The sequence below is a fragment of the Pseudescherichia sp. AS216 genome (genome assembly GCF_037152055.1).
Lineage (GTDB): Bacteria > Pseudomonadota > Gammaproteobacteria > Enterobacterales > Enterobacteriaceae > Pseudescherichia.
Genome location: NZ_JBBCMV010000001.1, coordinates 1046538 through 1073200, shown reverse-complemented (window position 1 = coordinate 1073200; position 26663 = coordinate 1046538). Strand labels below are relative to the sequence as shown.

At 56.1% G+C, this 26663-nt stretch carries 21 protein-coding genes and 2 pseudogenes; 13 read left to right on the top strand and 10 right to left on the bottom strand.

Translation table 11 applies throughout. The annotated features are described in order from the left end of the window. Window positions 1–8 precede the first annotated feature (8 nt). On the bottom strand, window positions 9–1538 hold the full coding sequence (gene pntA / locus WFN61_RS05265) for a Re/Si-specific NAD(P)(+) transhydrogenase subunit alpha (protein ID WP_337038028.1): 1530 nt from the start codon (window positions 1536–1538) through the stop codon (window positions 9–11). A gap of 488 nt (window positions 1539–2026) precedes the next feature. Between pntA and ydgH the strand changes: the two genes are divergently transcribed. The 3 genes from ydgH to folM all read left to right on the top strand — a co-directional run bounded on the left by ydgH (window position 2027) and on the right by folM (window position 5290). Next, window positions 2027–2971, top strand: a complete 945-nt coding sequence (gene ydgH, locus WFN61_RS05260; RefSeq protein WP_144811745.1) for a DUF1471 family protein YdgH — start codon at window positions 2027–2029, stop codon at window positions 2969–2971. Window positions 2972–3147: 176 nt separating this feature from the next. Further along, complete coding sequence (locus WFN61_RS05255) at window positions 3148–4533, top strand: amino acid permease (RefSeq protein ID WP_144811747.1); 1386 nt, start codon at window positions 3148–3150, stop codon at window positions 4531–4533. Window positions 4534–4567: 34 nt separating this feature from the next. Then, complete coding sequence (gene folM, locus WFN61_RS05250) at window positions 4568–5290, top strand: dihydromonapterin reductase (RefSeq protein ID WP_144811750.1); 723 nt, start codon at window positions 4568–4570, stop codon at window positions 5288–5290. On the opposite strand, the gene WFN61_RS05245 is transcribed toward folM, so the two are convergent. Then, window positions 5287–5622 (bottom strand): GlpM family protein, encoded by a 336-nt coding sequence (locus WFN61_RS05245; protein ID WP_144811753.1) that lies wholly within the window; start codon window positions 5620–5622, stop codon window positions 5287–5289. The two genes, folM and WFN61_RS05245, sit on opposite strands and share 4 nt — an antisense overlap. Window positions 5623–5748: 126 nt before the next feature. Here WFN61_RS05245 and rstA point away from each other — a divergent pair, with 126 nt between their 5' ends. The 3 genes from rstA (at window position 5749) to tus (ending at window position 8819) form a co-directional block, all read left to right on the top strand. After that, window positions 5749–6465, top strand: coding sequence for a two-component system response regulator RstA (gene rstA / locus WFN61_RS05240; protein ID WP_144811757.1), 717 nt, complete (start codon window positions 5749–5751; stop codon window positions 6463–6465). Window positions 6466–6468: 3 nt separating this feature from the next. Beyond that, on the top strand, window positions 6469–7779 hold the full coding sequence (rstB, locus tag WFN61_RS05235; protein WP_257757461.1) for a two-component system sensor histidine kinase RstB: 1311 nt from the start codon (window positions 6469–6471) through the stop codon (window positions 7777–7779). Window positions 7780–7889: 110 nt separating this feature from the next. Further along, the gene (gene tus / locus WFN61_RS05230) at window positions 7890–8819 is read left to right on the top strand and encodes a DNA replication terminus site-binding protein (RefSeq protein WP_257757460.1); all 930 of its coding nucleotides are present in this window, start codon (window positions 7890–7892) and stop codon (window positions 8817–8819) included. Here the strand turns inward: tus and fumC are convergent. Together fumC and fumA are read right to left on the bottom strand one after the other, a co-directional pair. Continuing rightward, window positions 8816–10219, bottom strand: a complete 1404-nt coding sequence (gene fumC, locus WFN61_RS05225; protein ID WP_337038026.1) for a class II fumarate hydratase — start codon at window positions 10217–10219, stop codon at window positions 8816–8818. The two genes, tus and fumC, sit on opposite strands and share 4 nt — an antisense overlap. Window positions 10220–10340: 121 nt before the next feature. Further along, a complete protein-coding gene (gene fumA / locus WFN61_RS05220) occupies window positions 10341–11987 on the bottom strand; it encodes a class I fumarate hydratase FumA (protein WP_144811771.1) in 1647 nt (548 codons plus the stop codon). Between the two features lie 197 nt (window positions 11988–12184). On the opposite strand from fumA, the gene manA reads away from it, so the two are divergent. Further along, a complete protein-coding gene (gene manA, locus WFN61_RS05215; protein WP_257757458.1) occupies window positions 12185–13363 on the top strand; it encodes a mannose-6-phosphate isomerase in 1179 nt (392 codons plus the stop codon). Between the two features lie 97 nt (window positions 13364–13460). After that, window positions 13461–15140 (top strand): YdgA family protein, encoded by a 1680-nt coding sequence (locus WFN61_RS05210; RefSeq protein WP_257757457.1) that lies wholly within the window; start codon window positions 13461–13463, stop codon window positions 15138–15140. Between the two features lie 24 nt (window positions 15141–15164). On the opposite strand, the gene WFN61_RS05205 is transcribed toward WFN61_RS05210, so the two are convergent. Then, window positions 15165–16193: a Mal regulon transcriptional regulator MalI gene (locus WFN61_RS05205; RefSeq protein ID WP_257757456.1), complete on the bottom strand. Its 1029-nt coding sequence runs from the start codon at window positions 16191–16193 to the stop codon at window positions 15165–15167. Window positions 16194–16366: 173 nt separating this feature from the next. On the opposite strand from WFN61_RS05205, the gene malX reads away from it, so the two are divergent. Beyond that, window positions 16367–17959 (top strand): maltose/glucose-specific PTS transporter subunit IIBC, encoded by a 1593-nt coding sequence (malX, locus tag WFN61_RS05200; protein ID WP_312282074.1) that lies wholly within the window; start codon window positions 16367–16369, stop codon window positions 17957–17959. Window positions 17960–17970: 11 nt separating this feature from the next. Then, window positions 17971–19143: a MalY/PatB family protein gene (locus tag WFN61_RS05195; protein WP_337038021.1), complete on the top strand. Its 1173-nt coding sequence runs from the start codon at window positions 17971–17973 to the stop codon at window positions 19141–19143. A gap of 154 nt (window positions 19144–19297) precedes the next feature. On the opposite strand, the gene WFN61_RS05190 is transcribed toward WFN61_RS05195, so the two are convergent. After that, entirely contained in the window at window positions 19298–20047 is a 750-nt protein-coding gene (locus WFN61_RS05190; RefSeq protein ID WP_144811791.1) for an alpha/beta fold hydrolase, read from the bottom strand. Window positions 20048–20293: 246 nt separating this feature from the next. On the opposite strand from WFN61_RS05190, the pseudogene WFN61_RS05185 reads away from it, so the two are divergent. Then, window positions 20294–20668 (top strand): annotated as a pseudogene (locus WFN61_RS05185) (integrase); the annotation flags it as partial. On the opposite strand, the pseudogene WFN61_RS05180 reads toward WFN61_RS05185, so the two are convergent. Next, a pseudogene (locus WFN61_RS05180) lies at window positions 20666–20767 on the bottom strand (DMT family transporter); the annotation flags it as partial. The pseudogenes WFN61_RS05185 and WFN61_RS05180 sit on opposite strands and share 3 nt — an antisense overlap. Window positions 20768–20781: 14 nt before the next feature. Further along, window positions 20782–22179: an amidohydrolase family protein gene (locus WFN61_RS05175; protein ID WP_312282076.1), complete on the bottom strand. Its 1398-nt coding sequence runs from the start codon at window positions 22177–22179 to the stop codon at window positions 20782–20784. Window positions 22180–22312: 133 nt separating this feature from the next. Here WFN61_RS05175 and WFN61_RS05170 point away from each other — a divergent pair, with 133 nt between their 5' ends. Next, entirely contained in the window at window positions 22313–23197 is an 885-nt protein-coding gene (locus tag WFN61_RS05170; RefSeq protein WP_144811796.1) for a LysR family transcriptional regulator, read from the top strand. A gap of 100 nt (window positions 23198–23297) precedes the next feature. Here WFN61_RS05170 and WFN61_RS05165 read toward each other — a convergent pair whose 3' ends face one another. Further along, a complete protein-coding gene (locus WFN61_RS05165) occupies window positions 23298–24242 on the bottom strand; it encodes a YncE family protein (RefSeq protein ID WP_337038018.1) in 945 nt (314 codons plus the stop codon). 214 nt (window positions 24243–24456) lie between these two features. Between WFN61_RS05165 and add the strand changes: the two genes are divergently transcribed. Further along, entirely contained in the window at window positions 24457–25458 is a 1002-nt protein-coding gene (add, locus tag WFN61_RS05160; RefSeq protein WP_257757441.1) for an adenosine deaminase, read from the top strand. A gap of 46 nt (window positions 25459–25504) precedes the next feature. Here add and WFN61_RS05155 read toward each other — a convergent pair whose 3' ends face one another. Then, on the bottom strand, window positions 25505–26545 hold the full coding sequence (locus WFN61_RS05155) for an oxidoreductase (protein WP_144811804.1): 1041 nt from the start codon (window positions 26543–26545) through the stop codon (window positions 25505–25507). Between the last annotated feature and the right edge of the window lie 118 nt (window positions 26546–26663).

The following is a 26663-nucleotide window of genomic DNA, read 5'->3' as shown; positions in this document are numbered from 1 at the left end:
GCTACCCCTTAGTTCTTCCGGAACATTTTCAGCATACGCTGAGTGACGGTGAAACCACCGAAAATATTGATACTGGCGATCAGCACGGCAATAAAGCTCAGGAAGCTTATCCAGCCGCCGTGACCAATTTGCAGCAGCGCCCCGACCACGATAATACCCGAGATAGCGTTAGTGACCGACATCAGCGGGGTATGCAGCGCATGGGAGACGTTCCAGACCACGTAGTAACCCACCACGCAGGCCAGCGCGAACACGGTAAAGTGACCGAGGAACTCCTTCGGTGCGACATCCGCCAGCCAGCCGAAGAGAATAATCACCAGGGCCATCAGGGCGTATTTGCGCCACGGCGAGGCGGGAGCCTTGGGTTCGTCCAGCACCGGGGCAGCTTTCGCGGCGGCCTGCGGCTGGGCAGAGACCTGAATCGGCGGCGCAGGCCAGGTGGTTTCGCCGTCGCGGATCACCGTTACCCCGCGCACTACCACATCGTCAAAGTCGACGGTGACGTTGCCATCTTTCTCTTTGCAAAGCAGCTTCAGCAGGTTAACCAGGTTAGTCCCGTAGAGCTGGGAGGACTGCGTCGGCAGACGGCCCGGCAGATCGGTATAGCCGATGACCTTTACGCCGTTGGCGGTGGTGAATACCTCGTTGGGCACGGTGTATTCACAGTTGCCGCCGTTCTGCGCGGCCAGGTCGACAATCACGCTGCCCGGATTCATGGAGTCTACCATTTCACGGGTGATCAGCGTCGGGGCCGGTTTGCCTGGGATCAGCGCGGTGGTGACAATGATGTCCACCTCTTTTGCCTGGGCGGCAAACAGCGCCATCTCGGCCTTGATGAAGGCCTCAGACATCACTTTGGCGTAGCCGTCCCCGCTGCCCGCTTCCTCTTTGAAATCCAGCTCAAGGAACTCGGCGCCCATGCTCTGGACCTGCTCTTTCACTTCCGGACGGGTATCAAAGGCGCGCACGATGGCACCGAGGCTGTTGGCTGCGCCGATGGCGGCAAGGCCAGCGACGCCTGCGCCAATAACCATTACCTTGGCAGGCGGCACTTTCCCGGCGGCGGTGATCTGCCCGGTAAAGAAGCGGCCAAACTCGTGGGCAGCCTCAACAATGGCACGGTAACCGGCAATGTTGGCCATCGAGCTGAGCGCATCGAGAGACTGGGCGCGGGAGATACGCGGCACGGAGTCCATCGCCATAACAGTGACGTTACGTGCAGCCAGCTTCTCAAGCAGCTGAGGGTTCTGCGCTGGCCAGATAAAGCTCACCAGCGTCGTGCCCGGATTAAGGCACTCAATTTCATCGTCACCAGGCGCATTCACCTTGAGGATGATATCTGATTGCCAGATCGCATTGCCATCGACAACCTCGGCGCCTGCCTCGGTAAAAGCAGAGTCATCGAAGCTTGCCAGCTTGCCCGCGCCGCTTTCGACCGCGACGGTGAAACCCAGTTTTAGCAGCTGCTCGACCGTTTTCGGTGTTGCCGCCACGCGAGTTTCATTGGCCAACCGCTCTTTTGGTATACCAATACGCATAGTTTTCCCTTCCATCGGTTTTGAATGAGGGTTTGTCAGTTTCTTCACAAATATCAAAAATAAAACCGTAACAAACTTTCTATAACCTACTGAAAATAACGCTTGTGATCTACCGCAACAATTCAGAAATTAAGGTTTTATGAGGTAAAATTGAGCCAGCATGGGTATAAACAGCCCAATTTAACTTTAAATAATAGCGACAGCCCCATATTCCGCTTATACGAGGCGGCAAAACATGATTTATCTCCGGGCCAGATCGCCAATTTAACAAGGTATTAACTTAAAAAAGTCATATGGTTAACCGCTTTTACTGGTCAAGCGTCTGTTTTTTCCACATATCGCATTTTATTATGTCAGCCTGTCCCTCGGTAGCACTGGCGGTGAAAAATCTCGCAGACAGTTGCAAGATTAAAATGCAATAATCATCCACGTTTTCAAGACATCTCTAATACCAGTATCTGGTTTGCGCAAGGCGAAGGACTATTTTTATGAAGCTTAAGAACACCCTCCTGGCAACCGCACTCCTGTCGGCAACGGCCTTGTCGGCGCAGGCCGCGACCGAGTTGACGCCGGAGCAAGCGGAAGCGGTAAAACCTTACGACCGTATCGTGGTCACCGGCCGCTTTAACGCAATCGGTGACGCTGTCACCGCCGTCTCTAACCGTGCTGATAAAGTAGGCGCCGATGCCTTCTTCGTCGTCGATACCTCTGATTTAGGCAATAGCGGCAACTGGCGCGTAACGGCCGATCTTTATAAGAAAGACGCGGCCAAAGCAGAGGCATCGCAAAATCGCGTTATCAACGGCGTGATGGAGTTGCCAAAAGACGAAGCTATCCAGCTGGAGCCGTTCGATACCGTCACCGTTCAGGGTTTCTACCGCAGCCAGCCTGAAGTGAACAGCGCGATCACCAAAGCGGCGAAAGCCAAAGGCGCGGCCTCGTTCTATATTGTACGCCAGGTTGACGCCAATGACGGCGGTAACCAGCGTATCACCGCTTATATCTACAAAGCCGATGCTAAAAAACGCGTTCTGCAAAGCCCGGATGCTATCCCGGCTGACTCTGAAGCAGGCCGCGCTGCGCTGGCGAAAGGTGGTGAAGAGGCGAAGAAAGTAGAGATCCCAGGCGTAGCCACCAGCGCTGCACCGAGCGCAGAAGTGGGCCGCTTCTTTGAAACGCAGTCCTCTAAAGGCGGGCGTTACACTGTCACTCTGCCGGACGGCACTAAAATTGAAGAAGTGAACAAAATCACGGCAGCGCAGATGGTGCCGTTCGACAGCGTTCAGTTCACCGGTAACTATGGCAACATGACCGAAATCTCCTACCAGGTGGCGAAACGCGCCGCGAAGAAAGGCGCGAAGTATTACCACATTACGCGTCAGTGGCAGGAGCGTGGTAACAACATTACCATCAGCGCCGACCTCTACAAATAATTCTCCACAAGGCGGCCTCAGCCGCCTTTTTTTCACATTTCTGCAAATTTCTGCCCTACAGCATTGCATGCGCATCTTCCACTACGTAAAATCCCGCGCCTTAGTATGATCCACGTTATTTATGCGCTCCGGCGAAATAATTATTCTGGATGTGTCGTTTTTTTAACAGGATGCCAATGGAAAAGAAACTTGGCCTGAGCGCGCTGACTGCGCTTGTTTTAAGTTCAATGCTGGGCGCGGGCGTCTTCAGCCTGCCGCAAAACATGGCCGCCGTCGCCAGTCCCGCGGCGCTGATGATCGGCTGGGCCATTACCGGCGTCGGCATTCTGCTGCTGGCCTTCGCCATGCTGCTGCTCACCCGCCTGCGGCCGGACCTTGATGGCGGCATATTCACCTATGCGCGCGAAGGCTTCGGCGAACTGATTGGCTTCTGCTCTGCCTGGGGCTACTGGCTGTGCGCGGTCATCGCTAATGTCTCCTATCTGGTGATTGTCTTTTCGGCGCTGAGCTTCTTTACCGATACACCCGCGCTGCGCCTGTTTGGTGATGGCAATACCTGGCAATCCATCGTCGGGGCCTCCTGTCTGCTGTGGCTCGTCCACGGGCTGGTGCTGCGCGGCGTGCAGACGGCGGCGAGCATTAACCTCGCGGCCACGCTGGCGAAGCTGGTGCCGCTGGGCCTGTTTGTGGTGCTGGCCGGGCTGGCGTTTAACGCCGACAGGTTTAGCCTGGATTTTACCGGGGTAGAGCTTGGCGTGCCGGTGTGGGAGCAGGTGAAAAATACCATGCTCATTACCCTATGGGTCTTTATCGGCGTTGAAGGTGCAGTGGTGGTGTCCGCCAGGGCGCGCAATAAGCAGGACGTAGGCCGGGCGACGCTGATGGCGGTGATCGCCGCTCTGACGGTCTATCTGCTGGTCACCCTGCTGTCGCTGGGAGTGGTACCCCGTCCGCAGCTGGCTGAGATGCGCAATCCTTCAATGGCCGGACTGATGGTCGACATGATGGGCTCCTGGGGTGAGGTGATCATTGCCGCCGGGCTGATCGTCTCGGTCTGTGGAGCCTACCTTAGCTGGACGATTATGGCGGCCGAGGTGCCTCTGCTGGCGGCTAAGTACAAAGCCTTCCCGCGCATTTTTGCTAAGCAGAATGAGAATGGCGCTCCGTCGGCCTCGCTGTGGCTTACTAATGCCAGCGTCCAGATCTGCCTGATCCTGATCTGGCTCACAGGTTCAGATTACAATACGCTTTTAACCATCGCCTCCGAGATGATTCTGGTACCCTATTTCCTGGTGGGTGCCTATCTGTTAAAAGTCGCCCAGCGTCCGCTGCATCAGGCTACGGGTATCGGCGCCTGCATCTATGGCCTATGGTTACTTTATGCCTCAGGGCCGATGCATCTGCTGCTATCGGTAGTGCTCTATGCGCCAGGCCTGCTGGTCTTCATCTATGCACGCCGTACGCATCCGCAGCGCGATTTGTTACAACGTCACGAAATGGTGTTGATGGGGCTGCTATTGATCGCTGCTCTGCCAGCAACCTGGATACTGATGGGGCAGTAACGCTGCCCCTTCGCTGTAAACTAAGGAGATAACGATGGGAAGAAACGACCCCTGCCCGATTTTGATCACTGGCGGCGGCCGCCGTATTGGCCTTGCCATCGCCCACCATTTCCTTAACCATCAGCAGCCGGTTATCGTCAGCTATCGCACCGCCTATCCGGCCATTGACGTCTTACAGGAGGCGGGTGCCATCTGCATTCAGGCAGATTTTTGTCACGACGAGGGTATCCTCGCCTTTGCCGAAGAGGTTAAATCCCATACCCACGGGCTGCGGGGCATTATCCACAATGCCGGGGCATGGGTGCCGGAGAAGCCGGGAGCGCCGATTACCGAGGTGCTCTGCGCGATGATGCAGATCCACGTTCATGCCCCCTATCTGTTGAATCACGCTCTGGAAAGCCTGCTGCGCGGCCACGGTCACGCAGGCGGCGACATCATCCACTTCACCGATTACGTGGTTGAGCGCGGTAGCGACAAGCATATCGCCTATTCGGCCAGTAAGGCGGCGCTGGATAATATGACCCGCTCGTTTGCCCGCAAGCTGGCCCCGGAGGTGAAAGTGAATTCCATCGCCCCGTCGTTGATCCTGTTCAATGAGGGAGATGACGCTGAGTACCGGCAGAAGGCGCTTAATAAGTCGCTGATGAAAATCGCACCCGGCGAGAAAGAGGTGATCGATCTGATTGACTACCTGCTGACCAGCCGATTCGTGACCGGGCGCAGCTTTGCCCTTGATGGGGGACGCCCGCTGCGCTAGTGGAAGCGGCTCCAGCAGAAAATTAACAGCCAGGCGCTGAGGCTCCAGCAGAGTACTGCCGCACCCAGCGCCAGCGGCAGTCGCATAGCGGCGGTGAAATACCAGAGTGACAGCAGGTAGATAAAGTAAGGGATAATCGCCCACATGCCAAACACGATGGTTGTGCGCAGTGCCTCAGTGCCGCGCTCGGACGCGACAATATAGTGCGCGATCAGGGCGAAGGTAGGAAACAGCGGGATCAGCCCGGCAATGTAGTAATTTTTTGTTTTTGCTAACACGCCAATCAGCAAGACCACCAGCGCGCCAATCGCCGCTTTAACCACTAACCCCATGATTTATCCCTGACTCTTTCCCCGATTAAGTCACCAGCATAACGGAACCGCTCCCGTTTATGAAAGATTAATGGAAGCTTCCGGCAAGGCGGTGTATGTTGGCGCTTTTGCCCCTGATGATGACCAATGAATAAGATCGTTTTTGTGGAAGACGACCCGGAAGTGGGTGCGCTGATCGCTGCCTACCTTGGCAAGCACGATATCGACGTTATGCTGGAGACGCGTGGCGATCGCGCCGAAGAGACCATCCTGCGTGAAAACCCTGAGCTTGTGCTACTCGATATCATGCTCCCCGGTAAGGATGGCATGACCCTATGCCGCGACCTGCGTGGGCAGTGGCAGGGTCCGATTGTTTTGCTTACCTCCCTCGACAGCGATATGAACCACATCCTCTCTCTTGAGATGGGGGCCAGCGACTATATACTGAAAACCACGCCGCCCGCCGTACTGCTGGCGCGTCTACGCCTGCACCTGCGTCAGAGCAGCGGCACTGCCCGTCCGGCTGCCACCGCATCGCTTACGCCGCACAACGCGCTGCGTTTTGGCACCTTATCTATCGATCCCGTTAACCGTCAGGTGCTGCTCGCCAACGAGCCGGTCGCCCTCTCAACCGCCGATTTTGACCTGCTGTGGGAGCTGGCCACTCACGCCGGGCAGATCATGGACCGCGATGCGCTGCTGAAAAACCTGCGTGGGGTGAGCTATGACGGCCTGGACCGCAGCGTTGACGTCGCCATCTCGCGCCTGCGCAAAAAGCTGCTGGATAGCGCCACCGAGCCTTACCGAATCAAAACCGTGCGCAACAAGGGCTACCTGTTTGCCCCGCACGCGTGGGATAACTAACGAATGAAGAAGCTTTTCGTCCAGTTTTACCTGCTGCTGTTTGTTTGCTTTCTGGTGATGACCATGCTGGTTGGGCTGGTGTACAAATTTACCGCCGAACGGGCAGGCAGACAGTCACTGGACGACCTGATGAAAAGCTCCCTCTACCTGATGCGCAGTGAGCTGCGGGAGATCCCGCCTCACGAGTGGAGCAAAACTCTGAAGGAGATGGACCTCAATCTCTCGTTTGATATGCGTATCGAGCCGCTGAATAAGTTTCACCTCAGCGCGGCCACCACCCAGCGGCTACGCGAGGGAGACATTGTGGCGCTCGACGAGGAGTATACGTTTATCCAGCGCATCCCCCGCAGCCATTACGTGCTGGCGGTAGGCCCCATCCCCTATCTCTTCTACCTGCACGAGATGCGCCTGTTTGACATCATTCTGATGGTCTTTATTGCCATCTCCCTCGCCTTCCCGGTCTTTATCTGGATGCGCCCCCACTGGCAGGAGATGCTGCGGCTGGAGTCTGCCGCCCAGCGTTTTGGTAGTGGGCACCTGAATGAACGGATCCACTTTGCCAGCGGTTCGAGTTTTGATCGTCTCGGCGTCGCCTTTAACCAGATGGCGGATAACATTAACGCTCTGATTGCCAGCAAGAAGCAGCTTATTGATGGGATTGCCCACGAGCTGCGCACCCCGCTGGTACGCCTGCGCTATCGGCTGGAGATGAGCGATAACCTCACCGAGGCCGAGCGGCTGGCACTGAACCGCGACATCGGTCAGCTTGAAGCGCTGATCGAGGAGCTGCTTACCTATGCTCGCCTCGATCGCCCGCAAAACGAGCTGCATCTCTCTGAGCCGGATCTCCCCCGCTGGGTAGCGAGCTACGTCGATGATGTAACCACTATCAACCCTGCCCGCACGCTGCTGCTGGCGGCTAGCGCTGAGGCGGACTACGGCGCGCTGGATATGCGGCTGATGGAGCGGGTGTTGGATAACCTGGTAAATAACGCCCTGCGCTACAGCGAAAGCACCGTGCAGATTGCTCTCCGACATGACGGCGCACGGGCCAGCCTGATCGTTGAGGATGATGGCCCTGGCATCGAGCCTGAGGCACGGGAACGCATATTTGAGCCTTTTGTCCGGCTCGACCCTAGCCGGGATCGGGCCACCGGCGGCTGTGGCCTGGGATTGGCGATTGTACGCTCTATCGCGCAGGCCATGGGCGGAGAGGTAGTGTGTGATGCCGGGGAATTAGGCGGGGCACGCTTTACCTTCAGCTGGCCGGTGTATCATCTGGTCTCTGTACCTGCCGACATCACCACGGCATAACGCCGGATGGCGGCGGATGCCTTTTCCGGCCTATAAGACCTGTTGGCACAGTGGCCTAACTGCGAGCTGTGTGTTAATATATTAGTATGTTGTAACTAATGGAATTGCCTATGGCCAGCTACGATCTGATTGAGCGTTTAACCAGCACCTTCCGCCACATTGAGCGCGAGCTTGCGGAACTCAAGAGCGAACTGAGCGCGTGTCGGCTGCTGGCCGGGCGGGTATTTGAGCTGCCGGCAGTTACCAAAGAGGCCGAACACGAGCCTCTCACCACTATCCAGGTTAAGCAGCACGTCGGCAAGCGCGCCGCCGAGCGCGCCCTGCACCACTTCTCGCATCTCTTTATTCAGCAGCAGTCGGAGAACCGCAGCAGCAAGGCGGCCGTGCGTCTGCCCGGGGTGATCTGCTTCCAGACCACGCTGGCGACACGCGACAGCCTGGAGAAGCGCATCGGGCAGATTAACAGCCTGAAAACGGCCTTTGAGCGTATCGTTACCGTTGAGTCCGGCCTGCCCTCTGCGGCTCGCTTTGACTGGGTACACCATCATCTGCCGGGGCTGATCACCCTGAATGCTTATCGCACGCTGACCGTCCTGCGCGATCCGGCGACGCTGCGCTTTGGCTGGGCAAACAAGCATATCATCAAGAATTTCACCCGTGATGAGGTGCTGGCCCAGTTGGAGAAGAGCTTAAAAGCGCCGCGGGCGGTGGGCGGCTGGACGCGGGAGCAGTGGCAGGCCCGGCTGGAGCAGGAGTACAACGATATAGCCGCGTTGCCGGAGAAGGCCCGGCTGAAGATCAAGCGCCCGGTGAAAGTCCAGCCCATTGCTCGGGTCTGGTACGCCGGTTCGCAAAAACAGGTCCAGCATGCCTGCCCGACCCCCATCATTGCGTTGATCGCCGAGGAGAACGGTGGTCGGGTGCCGGACATCGGCGAGCTGCTGAACTACGATGCCGACAACGTCCAGCACCGCTATAAACCCGAGGCGCAGCCGCTGACGTTAATCATTCCGCGGCTGCACCTTTACGTGGCGAATTAGCTGCCGGATGGCATGCTGCCCACCATGGTTTCCGGACGCACCCAGGTATCAAACTGCTCCTCGGTCAGGTAGCCCAGCGCCAGCGCCGAGGCCTTCAGCGTCAGGCCCTCTTTGTGCGCCTTCTTGGCGATTTCAGCAGCTTTGTCGTAGCCGATGTGCGTATTCAGGGCCGTCACCAGCATCAACGACTCGTTGAGGAGCTGATCGATACGCGCCCTGTCTGGCTCAATGCCGATGGCGCAGTGCTCGTTGAAGCTCTCCATCCCGTCGGCCAGCAGCCGCACCGATTGCAGGAAGTTATGGATAACCATCGGGCGAAAGACGTTCAGTTCAAAGTTGCCTGACGCGCCGCCCATATTGATTGCGACATCGTTACCCATCACCTGACAGCAGAGCATGGTCAGCGCCTCGCACTGGGTTGGGTTTACCTTACCCGGCATGATGGAGCTTCCCGGCTCGTTTTCCGGAATAGAAATTTCACCGATTCCGCAGCGTGGGCCCGAGGCCAACCAGCGCACGTCGTTAGCGATTTTCATCAGCGAGGCCGCCAGCCCTTTCAGCGCACCGTGGGCATGCACCAGCGCATCGCAGGTTGCCAGCGCCTCGAACTTGTTCGGCGCGGTAATAAACCCCTGACCGGTAATGGCCGCCAGCTCGTCGGCCACGCGGCGGGCATATTCCGGGTGGGTATTTAGCCCGGTGCCTACCGCCGTGCCGCCGAGCGCCAGCCCTGACAGGTGCGGCAGGCTGTTTTCGATATGCTTAAGGTTGTGCTCCAGCATCGCCACCCAGCCGGAGATCTCCTGGCCTAAGGTCAGCGGCGTAGCGTCCTGCAGATGGGTACGGCCAATTTTAACGATATCGGCATAGGCGCGGGATTTTTCCGCCAGGGTGCGGGTCAGCTCCAGCAGAGAGGGGATCAGATCTTCCCGTACAGCGATAACCGAGGCCACGTGCATCGCGGTCGGAAAGACGTCGTTTGAGCTTTGGCTTTTGTTAACGTCGTCGTTAGGGTGCACCTTACGCGCCATTCCGCGCTCACCGCCCAACAGCTCGCTGGCACGGTTCGCCAGCACCTCGTTCATGTTCATATTGCTTTGGGTACCGGAGCCCGTCTGCCAGATCGCTAGTGGAAACTCGTCCGGATGGTCACCGTTCAGCACTTCATCAGCCGCGCTGATAATAGCCTGCGCTTTCTCGACGGCCAACAGGCCCAGATCCTGGTTTACCTTTGCCGCCGCCCGCTTGGTTAAGGCCAGCGCCCGGAGTAGCGAGACCGGCATTTTCTCCGTTGAGATGCGAAAATGCTCAAGCGATCGCTGGGTTTGCGCCCCCCATAGCTTGTCTGCCGGGACGTCGATTGCGCCCATCGAATCTTTCTCACTGCGATGCGAAGTCATACACGCTCCTTGAATAGGTTGTGATGTGGGTAACGACATGCTCACTTGCCCAAAGAGTTATTAGTATTGATGATTTTCAGACGTCAGCAGCAAAAAAAACCGCCCTTTCGGGCGGTCTTGTTTACTTCACGCAGCGGGCACAGGCCGAGGCGTGGATCTGCTGGAAGAAGTCGTTGCCCTTATCATCCACCAGGATGAACGCCGGGAAGTCGACCACTTCAATTTTCCAGATGGCTTCCATACCCAGCTCCGGGTACTCAATGCACTCCAGGCTGCGGATGCTGCCTTGGGCGAGGACCGCCGCCGGGCCGCCAATGCTGCCGAGATAGAACCCGCCGTGCTTGTGACAGGCGTCGGTTACCTGCTGGCTGCGGTTGCCCTTCGCCAACATGATCATACTTCCGCCCTCGGACTGAAGCTGATCGACGTAGGAGTCCATTCGCCCTGCCGTAGTCGGCCCGAGTGAGCCAGAGGCGTAACCATCAGGCGTTTTCGCCGGTCCGGCGTAGTAGATCGGGTGATCTTTGACGTACTGCGGCAGGCCTTCGCCGCGGTCCATGCGCTCTTTCAGCTTGGCGTGGGCGATGTCGCGGGCCACGATGATGGTGCCGCTGAGTGACAGCCGGGTCGACACCGGATACTGGGAAAGCTGCTGCAGGATGTCACGCATCGGACGGTTGAGATCGACGCGCACCGCTTCGCCCTCCCCGGCCTGGCGCAGCGATTCCGGAATGTATTTCCCTGGATTCTGCTCCAGCTTCTCGATCCAGATCCCGTCGCGGTTGATTTTGGCTTTAATATTGCGGTCCGCCGAGCAGGAGACGCCCATGCCCACCGGGCAGGATGCGCCGTGGCGCGGCAGGCGGATCACCCGCACGTCGTGGGCGAAGTATTTGCCGCCGAACTGTGCCCCGAGGCCAAGATCCTGGGCGGCACGCAGCAGCTCATTCTCCAGCGCCACGTCGCGAAACGCCTGGCCGTGCTCGTTGCCTTCGGTAGGCAGACCATCGTAATACTTGGTTGAGGCGAGCTTCACCGTTTTCAGGGTCGCCTCTGCCGAGGTGCCGCCGATCACGAAGGCAATATGGTAAGGCGGGCATGCCGCCGTTCCCAGGGTGCGCATCTTATCGACCAGGTAATCCTTCAGCTTGCCGGGCGTCAGCAGCGCCTTGGTCTCCTGATAGAGATAGGTCTTATTGGCCGAGCCGCCGCCTTTGGCGATGCAGAGAAACTTATACTCGTCGCCATCGACGCTATAGAGATCGATCTGCGCCGGCAGGTTTGTGCCGGTATTGACCTCGCGATACATATCCAGCGCCGCGTTCTGCGAGTAGCGCAGGTTATCTTCGATATAGGTGTTATACACTCCGCGCGCCAGAGCGGCTTCATCACCGCCGCCGGTCCAGACCCGCTGGCCCTTCTTGCCGCTGATAATCGCCGTCCCGGTATCCTGGCAGGTGGGGAGGATACCCTTTGCCGCGATGTCGGAGTTGCGTAAAAACTGTAGCGCCACGTAGCGATCGTTCTCGCTGGCTTCAGGGTCGGCGAGGATGTCCGCCACCTGCTGCTGGTGCGCTGGGCGCAGCATAAACGAAGCGTCGTGGAAGGCCTGCTGCGCCAGCAGGGTCAGCGCCTGCGGTTCAACCTTGAGGATCTGCTGGCCTTCAAACTCCGTTACGGAGACGTGGTCTCGGGTAAGGAGATAGTATTCGGTATCATCCTTTTTGAGGGGAAAAGGATCCTGATAGTGAAAAGGTTTTGTCGACATTTTGCTCTCACTTACTGCGCGGTCTGGTTATGGTCTGGGCACACGTTCCGTTGCCCTGCTTAAAAGCGAGTCTGCATATCCTACACAATTTTTTAACAAAAACTGAGATAAGGACGACTTTTTAAGTTTAGTGATTACATACCATAGGTTTATTGGTTTAATACCCGCAGATCATTCAAACAGTGCAGGGCTTGATAATGCAAAAACTCATTAACTCAGTGCAGAACTATGCCTGGGGAAGTAAAAGTGCGTTAACGGAACTCTATGGGATCGCCAACCCCAACGGTCTGCCGATGGCAGAGCTGTGGATGGGCGCGCATCCCAGGAGCAGCTCAAAAATAGAGGACGCGTCTGGTCAGCCGCAGTCGCTGCGGGAGGTTATTGACCAGGATAAAACGGCGCTGCTGGGCCAGACGGTCGCGGAGCGCTTTGGTGAGCTGCCGTTCCTGTTTAAGGTACTGTGTGCCGACCAGCCGCTCTCTATTCAGGTTCACCCTAATAAGCAGGCCTCGGAAATCGGCTTTGCCAAAGAGAACGCGGCGGGCATTCCACTGGATGCGGCGGAACGCAACTATAAAGATCCTAACCATAAGCCCGAGCTGGTATTTGCCCTGACGCCGTTCCTGGCGATGAACGCCTTTCGCGAATTCAGCGATATCATCTCCCTGCTCCAGCCGGTGGCGGGTGCGCATCAGGCTATCGCCCACTTCCTGGCGCAGCCGGATGCCGACAGTTTAAGCCAGCTCTTTGCCAGCCTGCTCAATATGCAGGGCGAGGAGAAATCACACGCCCTGGCGGTGCTGAAGGCCACGCTGGCAAGCCAGCAGGGCGAGCCGTGGGAGACCATCCGCTTTATCTCTGAGTTCTACCCGGACGACAGCGGTCTCTTCTCCCCTCTGCTGCTTAACGTAGTTAAGCTCAACCCAGGCGAAGCGATGTTCCTGTTTGCTGAGACCCCGCATGCCTACCTGAAAGGCGTGGCGCTGGAGGTCATGGCTAACTCCGATAACGTTCTGCGCGCGGGCCTGACGCCTAAATACATCGATATTCCCGAGCTGGTGGCCAACGTTAAGTTTGTGCCAAAGCCTGCGGCAGAGTTGCTGACTGCGCCTGAACAGCGCGGTGCCGAGCTGGATTTCCCTATTCCGGTCGCCGACTTTGCTTTCTCCCTGCATGACCTCTCCACGTCGGTATCCACGCTTGCGCAGTCGAGCGCGGCGATCCTCTTCTGCGTTGAGGGCGAAGCCGTGCTGAGTAAAGGCGAACAGCAACTGGTGCTTAAGCCGGGCGAATCTGCCTTTGTCAGCGCTGAGGAGTCCCCCATTGAGGCGAGCGGCATTGGCCGCCTGGCCCGGGTGTACAATAAAGTGAACTAAGTACTGACCTTTTTGCACCTTATTGCTAAGCTTAGCAAGACCTTACGACTCTCCAGGCGGCCTCTTCCGCCTGGTTTCATTTTTAGGGATAATCGCTATGAAGAAAACGCTTGTCGCTGCGGGCATTATTGTTGCACTGGGCGTCGTCTGGACGGGAACCGCCTGGTACACGGGTAAACAGCTGGAAAAACATCTTGCCGATATGGTTGCGCAGGCCAACGCCGAGCTTAAGCGCAGTGCGCCGGGCGCAAACCTGGAGGTGTCCTCGCAGAACTACGAGCGTGGCATCTTCAAAAGTCATCTGCAGCTGCTGGTCAAACCGGTTGCAGGTGGAGAGAACGCCTGGCTGAAGCCTGGACAGAGCGTGGTACTGAACGAGACGGTGGATCACGGTCCGTTCCCCTTTGCGCAGCTTAAAACCTTTAATCTGATCCCGGCCATGGCCTCGGTGAAAACCACGCTGGTAAATAACGATGTCTCTAAGCCGCTGTTCGATATGGCCAAAGGCGAGTCGCCGGTAGAGGTAAATACCCGCATCGGCTATGGGGGTGATACCGGCTCCCACATCGCGTTCAAGCCGTTAAGCTATGAGAACGAGGGTGAAAAAGTTGCCTTCAGCGGCGGTGAGTTCCAGCTTGATGCCGATAAAGACGGCAACGCCATCTCCCTTAAGGGCGAGGCGCAGAGCGGTCTGGTTAACACCGTTAACGAGTATGGTCAGCATGTGCAGGTCACCTTCAACAATCTCAAAACCGACGGCGACAGCAAGCGCGCGCAGTTTGATGAGCATCTGGGCAACCAGAAGCTGAGCGTTGAGAAACTGGCCGTTGCCGTGGAAAACAAAGAGATCGCGGTGATGGAAGGCACGGAGGTGACGGTCAAAAACGATCTCGTCAACGACGGCAAAAACATCAACAGCCAGGTCGACTATTCGGTTAACAGCCTGAAGATCCAGAGTCAGGATATGGGCAGCGGCAAGCTGACCGTTAAGTTCGGTCAGATTGACGGCCAGGCATGGCACCAGTTCCGCCAGCAGTACAATGCGCAAAACCAGGCCCTGCTCTCTCAGCCTGATGTCATGAAAGACCCGGCCCTCTATCAACAAAAATCCACCGAGGCGTTCTTTGGCGCCCTGCCGATGCTGTTAAAAGGTGAGCCGGTGATCACCGTTGCCCCACTGAGCTGGAAAAACAGCAAAGGCGAGACAACGTTTAACCTGTCGCTGTTCATGAAGGATCCGGCGGCTACCCCTGCTGCCCCGGCACCACAGACCCTGGCGCAAGAGGTCGATCGCAGCGTGAAGTCGCTGGAGAGCAAGCTGACCATTCCAATGGATATGGCCACCGAGTTTATGACTCAGATTGCTAAGTTGCAGGGCTACCAGCAGGCGGATGCCGAAAAACTGGCGAACCAGCAGGTGAAAGGCCTCGCGGCGATGGGCCAGATGTTCCGCATCACCACGGTGGCGGATAACACCATCAGCACCAGCCTGCAATATGCTAACGGCCAGATCGTCCTGAATGGGCAGAAGATGAGCCTCGATGAGTTTGTCGGCATGTTTGGTATGCCTGAGCTGGGCATTCCTCAGGCGGCTCCTGCGCCAGCCCCGGCTCCTGCTCCACAGGTAGCACCGGAAGCTGCTCCGGCTCCTGCTCCACAGGCGGCACCGGAAGCTGCCCCGGCGCCTGCCCCGCAGGCGGCCCCCGAAGCTGCTCCAGCGCCTGCCCCGCAGGCGGCACCGGAAGCGACGCCACCGGCAGCTGTGCCTCAGCAGTAATCCCCAGGCCCCTCTCTGGAGGGGCTATTTTTTGACAATGAGTCGGGCCTTGAGGGTCTGGCTGCGAGCAAGACTGTCTTCCTTGGCAATACGCTGCATGACCCGTTCCGCCAGGGTATAGCCCATCTCTCGGGCAGGCGTCGTCACCCAGATAATCGGTAGTTCATCCAGCGCGCTCTCAGCGACGTCCGCAAAGGCGGCCAGCGTCACCTGCTGCTCAAAGTAGCTATCCATCCCTGCCTCACCGCTCTGCCGACCGGCCCGCATTAGGCCGAACCAGGCCCCCCGGGCGATGATGTCGTTGTAACAGACCACTGCGCTGATGGTGGGATTATGCCGTAGCAGCGCAGCGACTGCTTCAGCGCTCTGCTTCTGGCTGGTGTCGCACTCCACGACCCAGTCGCTGTGAAAAGGTAAGCCATATTTCAACAGGGTGGCGCAGTAGCCGCCTACTCTCTCTGCTCGCGTCAGCGAGGCGCTGTTGCCCCCCAGCCAGGCAATACGCTGATGACCACGCTGAATCAGATACTCGGTGAGCATCTGGGCCGCCTGCATGTTGTCGGGCCTGACGCAGTCAGCATCGTCAAGATAGCTGGCGCGAGAAGCAAACACGAGCGGAATGCCCTGCTCTGCGGCACACGTCTGCAGCTCACCGCTTACCCCCGCGCCGCCAGCAATGACGACGCCGTCCACCCCCTGTGCCAACAGGGTGTTAAAGCGCTGGAGGAGTTGCTCGCCGCCGTCGCCACCGTGCAGGAGAAACACCATCCGCCCCTGAGCTTCAAGCGCCTCGGTAAGCCCTGCCGTAAGTTCGGCATAAAACGGTGAAGAGAGGTTGCGTACGATCAGGCCAATCACGCCGCTCTGCCCGCCGCGCAGCACGGAAGCCTGCCGGTTGCGGACAAAGCCCAGTCGCTCGATAGTTTGGTTGACGCGCTCGCCGGTTGCCGTAGAGATACGGCCCTTGCCGCTGAGCACCAACGAAACGGTGCTAACGGAAACCCCGGCCGCGACGGCCACATCGTTAATGGTTATTTTTTTTGACGTCATCATAAAAAAACAAATCCCTGGTACTGGCGTAGATAAAACGATTTATCTATATGACATATTTATACACTGAGTTATCGCTCAGCATTGTGATTTGTAGCGCATAAAATTTAGGTAAAACGTTTTATCTTCCCTGCACAACAACCTCATCTGCATCTCTTTTCGACAAGGAGTCGTTTATGACGACGAAAGCCGTACAGAAAATTACGCTGTGGGAATTTTTCCAGCAGTTGGGCAAAACCTTCATGCTGCCCGTGGCGTTACTCTCCTTTTGCGGGATCATGTTAGGCATCGGCAGCTCGCTAAGTAGCCGTGACGTTATGACCCTCATCCCCGTATTGGGCAACCCGGTGTTGCAGGCTATCTTCATCTGGATGAGTAAAATCGGCTCCTTCGCCTTTAGTTTTCTGCCGGTGATGTTCTGCATCGCCATTCCGCTGGGGCTGGCGCGAGAGAATAAAGGCATCGCTGCCTTTGCGGGTTTCGTCGGCTATGCGGTGATGAACCTGGCCGTTAACTTCTGGCTGACGGCAAAAGGTATTCTGCCGACCACCGATGCAGCGCTGCTGAAGGCCTACAATATTCAGAGCGTGCTGGGGATCCAGTCTATTGATACCGGGATCCTCGGCGCGGTCATCGCCGGGGTTATTGTCTGGCTGCTGCATGAACGTTTTCACACTATCAGGCTACCTGACGCGCTCGCATTTTTTGGCGGCACCCGCTTCGTGCCGATTATTACCACCGTGGCAATGGGGCTGGTTGGCCTGGTGATCCCCCTTATCTGGCCCGTCTTCGCCATGGGGATCCGTGGCCTGGGGCAGATCATTAACAGCGCAGGTGATTTTGGCCCAATGATCTTCGGCACCGGTGAGCGACTGCTGCTGCCGTTTGGCTTGCAGCATATTTTGGTTGCCCTGATCCGTTTCACCGACGCAGGCGGCACCCAGGAGGTATGTGGTCATACCGTTAGCGGCGCGCTGACCATCTTCCAGGCCCAGCTAAGCTGCCCGACCATCCACGGTTTTTCTGAAAGCGCCACGCGTTTCCTCTCTCAGGGAAAAATGCCCGCCTTCCTGGGTGGCCTGCCCGGCGCGGCGCTGGCGATGTACCACTGCGCCCGCCCGGAGAACCGTCATAAAATTAAGGGGCTGCTGATTTCCGGCCTGATTGCCTGCGTTGTCGGCGGCACCACGGAGCCGTTAGAGTTCCTGTTCCTGTTCGTCGCTCCGGTGCTCTACCTTATTCACGCCCTGCTCACCGGCCTCGGCTTTACGGTCATGGCCGTGCTCGGCGTCACCATCGGCAACACCGACGGCAACGTGATTGATTTTGTGGTCTTTGGCATTCTGCACGGCCTGGCGACCAAGTGGTATCTCGTGCCGGTAGTTGCCGCCGTCTGGTTTGCGGTGTACTACATCATCTTCCGCTTCGCTATCCTGCATTTTAATTTGAAAACGCCAGGTCGGGATATCGAAACGGCCAGCACCGTGGAGAAGACGATGGCAGGCGCGCTGGGACGTTCGGGCTATAACGTTCCGGCTATCCTCGCCGCGCTGGGCGGCAGTGAAAATATTGTCAGCCTTGATAACTGCATCACCCGCCTGCGGCTGTCCGTTAATGATATGTCGCAGGTGAATGTGCAGGCGCTGAAGGACAATCGCGCCATCGGCGTGGTCCAGCTTAACCAGCACAACTTACAGGTGGTGATTGGGCCGCAGGTCCAGTCGGTAAAAGATGAGATGGAAGCCCTGATGAACTCGGTGCAGGCATAAAGGATAAGGCTATGTTTGATTTTTCAACGGCGATCGATCGGCATGGAACATGGTGTACGCAGTGGGACTACGTGGCCGATCGCTTTGGCGTGGCCGACCTGCTGCCCTTCACCATTTCAGATATGGATTTTGCGACCGCCCCCTGCATTCTTGACGCCATCCAGCGGCGGCTGGCGCACGGGGTGCTGGGCTACAGCCGCTGGAAGAATGAGGATTTCCTTGGTGCGGTTTGCCACTGGTACGGGACCCGCTTTGCCACCGAGATCGACCCTGCGACTATTGTCTACGGGCCGTCGGTGATCTACATGGCCTCGGAGCTGATCCGCCAGTGGTCCGCGCCGGGAGACGCTGTCGCCATCCACACCCCGGCCTACGATGCGTTTTATAAAGCCATTGAGGGAAACCAGCGTCGCGTGCTAAGCGTGCCGCTGGAAAAAACCGCTACCGGCTGGGTCAGCGACGTAGCGGCTTTGGAGGCCGTGCTCGCTCTGCCGGACACGAAAATTCTGCTGCTGTGCAGCCCGCATAATCCTACGGGTAAAGTGTGGACGCGGGAAGAGCTGGAGGCGATGTCCATGCTCTGCGAACGGCATGGCGTCAGGGTGATTAGCGACGAGATCCATATGGATATGGTATGGGGTAAAAAGAAACACACGCCCTGGTGTCAGGTGGGACGAGGCGAGTGGGCACTGCTCACCTCTGGGTCGAAAAGCTTCAATATTCCGGCCCTCACCGGCGCGTACGGCATCATCAGCGACGCGCGCCGCCGTGACGACTACCTTGCCGCGCTCAAGGGCCGGGATGGGCTCTCATCCCCGGCGGTGCTTTCGCTCTGCGCACATATCGCCGCCTACCGGGAGGGCGCGCCCTGGCTGGATGCGCTTCGCACCTACCTGCAGGGTAATATGACGACCATCGCCAGCCAGCTAAATCAGGCGTTTCCCCAGCTTCACTGGCAACCACCCGAAGCAAGCTATCTGGCATGGATCGATCTGCGCCCGCTTAACCTCGACGATCGCGCGTTGCAGGATGTCCTTATCCACCAGCAGAAGGTAGCGATTATGCCCGGATACACCTACGGCCCGGAAGGCAGTGGGTTTGTCCGCCTGAATGCGGGCTGCCCAAGGGAGAAGCTGGACCAGGGCATTGGTAGATTGATTGCAGGGATCCATTCTCTCTTATAACTTAAGCCAGGCAAGGCAAATTCACCTCCAGGCTAACAAGGCCTGCATTGACGTCCGCTTTGTGCCATGAACAGCCCCTCCGTTATCGCCCGGCTCTGAGTATGGTGTTGGGCGCACAAAGCCGCGAAACTCAATTGAGTGCTGAATTTTACTGCTACTCACCGACAAAATTTGACAGTGCAAGAGAAAGATAACCCGGTTGTTCCCATGACATGCAATGCCCACAATCATTAAGGATTACCGTTGAAATCCCTGACTTGACTAAATAATCGACATCGTCGTCTGGTAACGACCATTCACCGAAGATCAGCTGTTTACGCACTGGCAATTTAATAAATCGTTCAAGCCAGTCACCGCCTGCTATCAGACTTGAAGCACCTCGCCAGACCGCCCAAGGGGCATCAACTGCGAGGCTTCCCGCCCAGGGGCCTGATTCGTTTTCAATCATTTGTTTCCAGTGTTTGTTTATGAACTCTTCTTCACTGTGACTGCATATCTGCCGACTGAAAAAACCGCCCCCGGGCCTGAAATTAGGTTCAGATACCACAAGTCCCTCCACGCGATTTGTGATTAAGCCTGCCGCTTCAATACTGATACTCCCCCCCATACTGTGCCCGTAAATAAAACATTTATTCAGCCCTAAATACCCGACTAACTCTGCCACCACACTGGCCTGGTCAGTGATTGAATAGCTGTAATCACGAGGTTTTTCACTGTAGCCACACCCTGGCAAATCTATAAGAATCGCACGTCTTTTATTGAAACGAGGGTCTGTGGCGATAAGTGGATATTCGTACGAAGAAGCACACCCTAGTCCGTGCACAAATATCAGGGGTGTTCCGCTGCCGGGCAGATCCTGCCAGCGGACGAGACAATTTGCAGTGGATGAAAAGAAAGATTCCATAGAGTTATCAATACTGGCTGAGTTTAAAGACGTCAGTATCTTTGCATTGAAGCCCGCAGACAAGGCTCAGATGTACAGGTTTCTGTTATTTACTGACCATCGATGGTCGTGTTTAGACCTGATCCCTTTAAATGAATACACGACTAAGCAAGCAAATTCTCTACGAGTAATGACAGCTACGGATGTCCGCTCCTCGCTCATATGGGACAACCATAATCACATCTCCTAGCCCAAAGGAGATTGAGCATGACAACATCCCTCTGGAACAAGGGCCGTATTATTGGCCAGAAACGGCCTCTTCAGATCTCTCATATCTGGGGAATCCGTATCAGACTTGAGCTGGAAGGAAAAGTACGCGATTTAGCTTTGTTTAACATGGCTCTGGACAGTAAACTTCGGGGCTGTGATCTGGTTAAGCTAAAAGTGTCTGATGTGGCCTTCGGGCACTCTGTTTCGGGCAGAGCGACAGTGCTACAGCAAAAAACGGGAAGCCCCGTTCAGTTTCAACTGACTAAGGGAACCAGAGAGGCTGTAGCAGAGTGAATGAAAATAGCTCATCTACATAGTAGCGACTATCTGTTCCAGCCCCGCGTCGGTTCTTCACGACATATCTCAACCCGGATCACCCCCCAGCCCCCGGGCCAGCTGGCTGTTAAGGGTCGTCTGCAGAGTGATCCCGAGACCAGCGGCAAAAGCGATAACGTAATACATCATGTTCATACGTTTCATACCTGTCAGTGTGTCTGCGTCGGCGGCAGGAAGGTCTCTGCAAAAATGTCAGGTTCATACCCGGCGGCGGAAAACAGATGCGCTCGAGATTCATCAATTGCTGCGCGAAGACGTGTGCTGTCCACGCCCACAACTTTGCCGTGCTGCTTAACGGTGCGTCCGCCGATCATGACGGTATCAATGTTGCTTCTCTCCGTTGCATGCACCACGGTGCCAAAGGCATTCCCGTTCGGGTAGAGGTTAATATCGCCGGCGTTAATCAGGATAAGGTCTGCCTGTTTGCCTGGTGTCAGGCTGCCAATTTTGTCCTGCAGCCCTGCACAGGTAGCGCCATCGACAGTCGCGGCTTTAAGGAGCTGCGCTGCCGGCAGCGTTTTCAGTGAGGGGGCTGAATCGCAGCAGTGCTGCTGGTGCATGCCCATTACTCTTTGCAGGTAAAAGGCCACACGCATCTCCATAAACATGTCGGTACTGTACGACGTTTCGTTATCAACGCTCAGGCCCGGGCTGATGCCATGACGCTGCGCAGCCTCAATGGCAAACATCCCGCTTTCGATGCCATAGTGCGAATCGGAACGGGGGCAGACGTTCACCCGTACACCGGCTTTGCGCAGGATGTCCCATCCCTCATCAGGCAACGCCGTGCAGTGATTGAAAATATTGTCCGGACCCAGCAGCCCCTGCTGATACAACGATTCAAGTTCAGACCCCATCTCAGCACCAAAGAATTCGGTGACTATTGGCAGCCCCAGTCTGCGAGCCTCGGCCCACAACTCCGGCTCAAGCTGGGCCATGACCGCGAGAGAGACGAGGCTTTCAGGGTTGTTGGTGAAATACTTCTCCTGCAGACGCTGCCAGTTTCCCGGCCAGTGCGCTTTATCCCATTCGCCTGCAACGGGTGCACCGGAGGCGTGAATGGCACGAATGCCCGAATCCAGCAGCGCCTCTACGGCGGCGTCAGAGTGTGCAGCGGTGCGACTGTTGTGCGAGTTATCAATGACCGTGGTGATACCCGCATCAATTGCGCCCAGGGCAGTAAGCAGATTACCCACATAGATATCGGCAGGGCGATAATATTTGGCGAAAGAGAAATGCGTGGCGTTGCTGTAGTCATCCAGACAGGTTGCATTAGGGTTGATACGGCGCAGCTGACCTTCCCATGAGTGACGATGTGAATCCACCATTCCCGGCATAGCAATCATGTTCGTGGCATCTATCACGTGGGCATCCTGCGCGTCCACGTTCTGACCCACGGCAGTGATGGTTGAACCACGAATAAGGATGTCGCCGTGCTCAATGTTGCCCACGCTGTCATCCATGCTCAGGATCGTTGCGCCCCGAATCAATGTTAATGGTGGGTTTACAATCTGGTTATTCACAATATTTCTGATGTAATCGGTCATCTGAACAGCCTCTTTCTTAGCAATCTGAAAAACGATACGTCACTCGATTAAAGTGAAAAAGGTGCTTAAATGGTTTTCATAATTCATAATTCACGAATAATAATCTTCACTGACTATCGGCTGAGAGGAAGAAATGGATCGCATTCAGGCTATGCAGGTCTTTTTACGCGTGGCTGAAGCCGGGAGCTTCGTACGGGCAGCAGAAACGCTTTCACTGCCCTCTTCGACGGTGACCAGCACGATAAAAAGTCTTGAAAAGTATTTGCAGGTTCGCCTGCTTAACCGGACAACGAGGCGGGTCAGCCTTACTCCTGAAGGTATGCAGTATCTCGGTGAGTGCAGGGAAATACTTTCCTTAATCGAACATGCAGAATCCGGACTGAAGGATTCCGGAAGGCGGCCCCAGGGACGTTTACGTGTTGATATGCCGGGTGGAGTAGCCCATTTCATCGTTATGCCAAAACTCAAAGATTTTTACCGGCTCTATCCGGATATCTACCTGATGATTGGGGTAAGCGACAGACAGGTAAATCTCGTCCAGGAGGGGGTTGACTGCGTGATCAGAACGGGAGATCTAAATAACTCTACGCTTGTGGCTCGCCCACTTGGCCGGTTTCGGTGGATCACCTGCGCCTCTCCTGACTATCTCAAAGAGTATGGTATTCCTGAAACGCCGGATGATTTGTCAGAGCATCGGGCCATCCACTATTTTTCCGGTTCGGCCAGGCGCTCAAATGAACTGCATTTTGTCCGTGACAGTGAAACTCAGTCTTTACCAGTGAATGGAGATGGTGCTGTTAATGAAACGGGGCTCTATATAAAAATGTGTCTTGAAGGTTTTGGGCTGGCGCAGCTTGCTGAGAATATTGTGTCTGAACATCTGCAGAAGGGGACGCTGGTCGAAGTTCTGGCCGACTGGCAGCCGCCTTCAGTCCCAGTTACCTTGCTGTACCCGCATCAACGCTTCCTTTCTCCCACGGTGCGCGCATTTGCGGACTGGATAGCCGACATCATTTGATATTACCGCTACAATGTTTGAATGTCCGCATTATAACTTTCCGGATCACTACTCAGCCCCTCTTCTGAGGGGCTATTTATTTGCGATAGTGGCGCGGTGCTTAGGCAGTGACTTGCATATATCGACCAATGCCATTGATAGAGAGCATGCCGGTAATTTTCACTGTCGGTGAATCCATAACCATAACGGGCGTGGGTTGAGGGCCATCTGCTTCATATGCCATAGCGTATACGCTACTATCGTCGGGACTCACGCCCACCGAGCTAACGGAAAAAAGTAGCTGAACAGAATCAATTACCTCTGCGCTGGCAAGATCAACGGTATAAACACCTGACGCAAACATCCCAACATATAAATAGAGTTCGCTGGCTGAGAGAGCGAGAGCGCGTGGACTGTCATCTAATACAATATGCTTTATCTCTTTTGTCGCTGTATCAACGGCCGCGATGGAGTTTCCATCTTGATTAGCGACATAAAGGGTTGTGCCCTCTTTAGATAAAACGATATCCATTGGCGAACGTCCTACAAATAGCGCATCCGTAACTAAAGCGCTTTCAACATCGATAATGCCTATCTGATCGGTATTGTAGAGCGCAACATAAACCGTTTTACCATCAGGCGAAACCGTTACGCCTCGGGCGTGGCCGGGAAGCGCGATCCCTGGTAACCTTAAATTATTAACAGTATCAATTATTTCAAGAGTTTTAGTAACATCGCCCGTGACATAAAGTCTGGCTTCATCAGGACTTAACGCCACCTGAAAAGGCGTTATCAATCCACCCTCTGCACTTATAGTCGTAACAGAGCCGGTGACTGTCTGCGTTACTAAATCAACGATAATAATTTGATCGTTAAGGCTGTCTGTAATCCACGCAATAGTATTATTTTTGTTAACGGCGAATCCTTCTGGAGTCATCATCGGGCCAAGGTCTATACTGATAATCTCCTGCCCGGTTAATAAGTCCGTACCTGAAAAATAGCCATGCCCGCCGGTTAATTCGCAGGTTGCCCATAAAACACCTGATGTAGATACAGTATTGTTCATATTCCCACCTTGATAATTTAATTAAATAAATATATTATGAATATTCAACTCATTAACGCAGCTTATTTTTATCTGGAACCAATACACACAGTTTCTCTTAATCAAGAAATGGCGGGCAAAAAACAGTCAAATTTTTCTGGGCGGTGACTATTTTGGGAAGTGTGGTGAACTGCTGTATAATCAATTGCACTTTATCTAAAAAAAGAGTGCAACCATGATTGACGCTAATCTCCCTTTGACCGACATTCACCGCCACCTTGACGGCAACATCCGGGCGCAAACCATTCTTGACCTTGGCCGTGAGTTTTCCCTTACCCTGCCCGCCGACTCGCTTGAATCGCTGCGTCCGCACGTCCAGGTGACCGCTAACGAACCGGATCTGGTGAGCTTCCTGGCAAAACTGGACTGGGGCGTCAAGGTGCTGGCCTCGCTGGAGGCCTGCCGTCGCGTGGCGTTTGAGAACATGGAAGATGCCGCACGTAACGGGCTGCACTATGTTGAGCTGCGCTTCTCCCCCCGCTATATGGCAATGACCCATGGCCTGCCGGTCGCGGGCGTCGTTGAAGCGGTCATTGAGGGCGTGCGTCAGGGCAGTGAGGCCTTTAACGTCCAGGCGCGTCTGATCGGTATTCTGAGCCGCACCTTTGGCGAGGACGCCTGCGTTGAGGAGCTGGAGGCGCTGCTGGCCCACCGCGATGCCATCACCGGGCTGGATTTAGCTGGCGATGAACTGGGCTTTCCCGGCAGCCTGTTCCTGACCCACTTTAACCGTGGCCGCGACGCGGGCTGGCATATTACCGTTCACGCCGGTGAAGCGGCCGGGCCTGAGAGCATCTGGCAGGCGATTCGCGAGCTGGGTGCGGAGCGTATCGGCCATGGCGTTAAGGCTATTGAGGATCGGGCCCTGATGGATTTCCTCGCCGAGCAGCGCATCGGCATTGAGTCCTGTCTGACCTCCAACATCCAGACCAGTACCGTCGCATCGCTGGAGGCGCATCCGCTGAAAACCTTCCTTGAGTACGGTATTCTGGCGACAATTAATACCGACGATCCGGCAGTTCAGGGCGTAGATATTATTCATGAATATCGCGTGGCGGCCCCGCAGGCAGGCCTGAGCCAGGCGCAGATTCGTCAGGCACAAATTAACGGTCTTGAGGTGTCGTTCCTGAGCGCGGCAGAGAAACAGGCGTTAAAAGATAGCCTGCGCACCGCGTAAAATAGTGCCGCCCGGATGGGCGGCACACTGGTTATATCAGGCAGCGTTACGCCAGGCAGAGCGTCGAACGATGTTTGGCTGACTCCATGCCTAACTCGATCAGCTCCATAATCTGAATCGCCTGGCTGGCAGGAACCGGGTTTTCGCCCACGCCGTTCAGCGCATCACGAATACCGGCATAGTAGGCAGGATAGTTCCCCGGTACGGTGAGCCAGCTCTCCTCGACCACCTCTTCCCCCTGCACGCGAGTCAACACGCCGTCGCGCATATCATAGCCCCAGTCCTCCTGCGGCAGACGCTCGCCGTTTTTCAGCCGCTCCTCCTGCGGGTCGAGGCCATACTTGACGTAGCTCCCCCGGGTACCGTGCACGATATAGCGCGCCGACTCCGCCGCCGCCAGCAGCGTTCCATGCAGCACCACTCGGCGCTGAGGATAGCTCAGTACCGCATGGAAATAGTCCGTGGCCTGTGCACCCGGGCGCAGCTGGGCCAGATCGACAGTTAAACTCACCGGCAGGCCAAACAGATTTACCGCCTGGTCGAGCAGATGCGGACCCAGGTCGTACCAGATGCCACTGCCCGGGCCGGCCAGCTCGCGCCAGCGGTTACGTACCTGCGGGCGGAAGCGATCGAAATGTGACTCAAAATAAGTGACTTCACCCAGCGCGCCGTCGGCCAGCAGCGCCTTGAGCGTCAGGAAATCACTGTCCCAGCGGCGGTTGTGGAACACCGAAAGCACGCGCCCCAGCGATTTCGCCAGCGCATCCAGCTCACGGGCCTGTGACAGTGTCACGGTAAAGGGCTTATCCACCACTACATGCTTGCCCGCCTCCAGCGCTGCTTTAGCCAGCGGGAAGTGGGTATCGTTGGGCGTCGGGATGACAATCAGATCGAGAGTCGGATCGTTGAAAAGATGTTTAGGTTCAGAGACGACCGGCACCGTTGGCCAGTCCGCCTTCACTTTCGCCTCATCGCTGCTGGAGATCGCGGCCAGTTCCATGCCCGAGGTGCCGTCAATCAGCGGGGCGTGAAATGTCTTGCTGGCGTAACCGTAGCCAATTAATCCGACCCGAATTTTATCATTCATCGTGCTGCCTCTCATCAGTGCGTGGGGATATTTCAATCCTCAACAAAGTTGTCACAATAATACGTAGTTTATAACTTATCTAAAACATCCTGTAGCACACTTTAACGTTCCAATTGCG

Coding starts and splice junctions, on each gene's coding strand:
- pntA (WP_337038028.1), bottom strand. CDS start 1,538: ATGCGTATTGGTATACCAAAAGAGCGGTTGGCCAATGAAACTCGCGTG.
- ydgH (WP_144811745.1), top strand. CDS start 2,027: ATGAAGCTTAAGAACACCCTCCTGGCAACCGCACTCCTGTCGGCAACG.
- WFN61_RS05255 (WP_144811747.1), top strand. CDS start 3,148: ATGGAAAAGAAACTTGGCCTGAGCGCGCTGACTGCGCTTGTTTTAAGT.
- folM (WP_144811750.1), top strand. CDS start 4,568: ATGGGAAGAAACGACCCCTGCCCGATTTTGATCACTGGCGGCGGCCGC.
- WFN61_RS05245 (WP_144811753.1), bottom strand. CDS start 5,622: ATGGGGTTAGTGGTTAAAGCGGCGATTGGCGCGCTGGTGGTCTTGCTG.
- rstA (WP_144811757.1), top strand. CDS start 5,749: ATGAATAAGATCGTTTTTGTGGAAGACGACCCGGAAGTGGGTGCGCTG.
- rstB (WP_257757461.1), top strand. CDS start 6,469: ATGAAGAAGCTTTTCGTCCAGTTTTACCTGCTGCTGTTTGTTTGCTTT.
- tus (WP_257757460.1), top strand. CDS start 7,890: ATGGCCAGCTACGATCTGATTGAGCGTTTAACCAGCACCTTCCGCCAC.
- fumC (WP_337038026.1), bottom strand. CDS start 10,219: ATGACTTCGCATCGCAGTGAGAAAGATTCGATGGGCGCAATCGACGTC.
- fumA (WP_144811771.1), bottom strand. CDS start 11,987: ATGTCGACAAAACCTTTTCACTATCAGGATCCTTTTCCCCTCAAAAAG.
- manA (WP_257757458.1), top strand. CDS start 12,185: ATGCAAAAACTCATTAACTCAGTGCAGAACTATGCCTGGGGAAGTAAA.
- WFN61_RS05210 (WP_257757457.1), top strand. CDS start 13,461: ATGAAGAAAACGCTTGTCGCTGCGGGCATTATTGTTGCACTGGGCGTC.
- WFN61_RS05205 (WP_257757456.1), bottom strand. CDS start 16,193: ATGATGACGTCAAAAAAAATAACCATTAACGATGTGGCCGTCGCGGCC.
- malX (WP_312282074.1), top strand. CDS start 16,367: ATGACGACGAAAGCCGTACAGAAAATTACGCTGTGGGAATTTTTCCAG.
- WFN61_RS05195 (WP_337038021.1), top strand. CDS start 17,971: ATGTTTGATTTTTCAACGGCGATCGATCGGCATGGAACATGGTGTACG.
- WFN61_RS05190 (WP_144811791.1), bottom strand. CDS start 20,047: ATGGAATCTTTCTTTTCATCCACTGCAAATTGTCTCGTCCGCTGGCAG.
- WFN61_RS05175 (WP_312282076.1), bottom strand. CDS start 22,179: ATGACCGATTACATCAGAAATATTGTGAATAACCAGATTGTAAACCCA.
- WFN61_RS05170 (WP_144811796.1), top strand. CDS start 22,313: ATGGATCGCATTCAGGCTATGCAGGTCTTTTTACGCGTGGCTGAAGCC.
- WFN61_RS05165 (WP_337038018.1), bottom strand. CDS start 24,242: ATGAACAATACTGTATCTACATCAGGTGTTTTATGGGCAACCTGCGAA.
- add (WP_257757441.1), top strand. CDS start 24,457: ATGATTGACGCTAATCTCCCTTTGACCGACATTCACCGCCACCTTGAC.
- WFN61_RS05155 (WP_144811804.1), bottom strand. CDS start 26,545: ATGAATGATAAAATTCGGGTCGGATTAATTGGCTACGGTTACGCCAGC.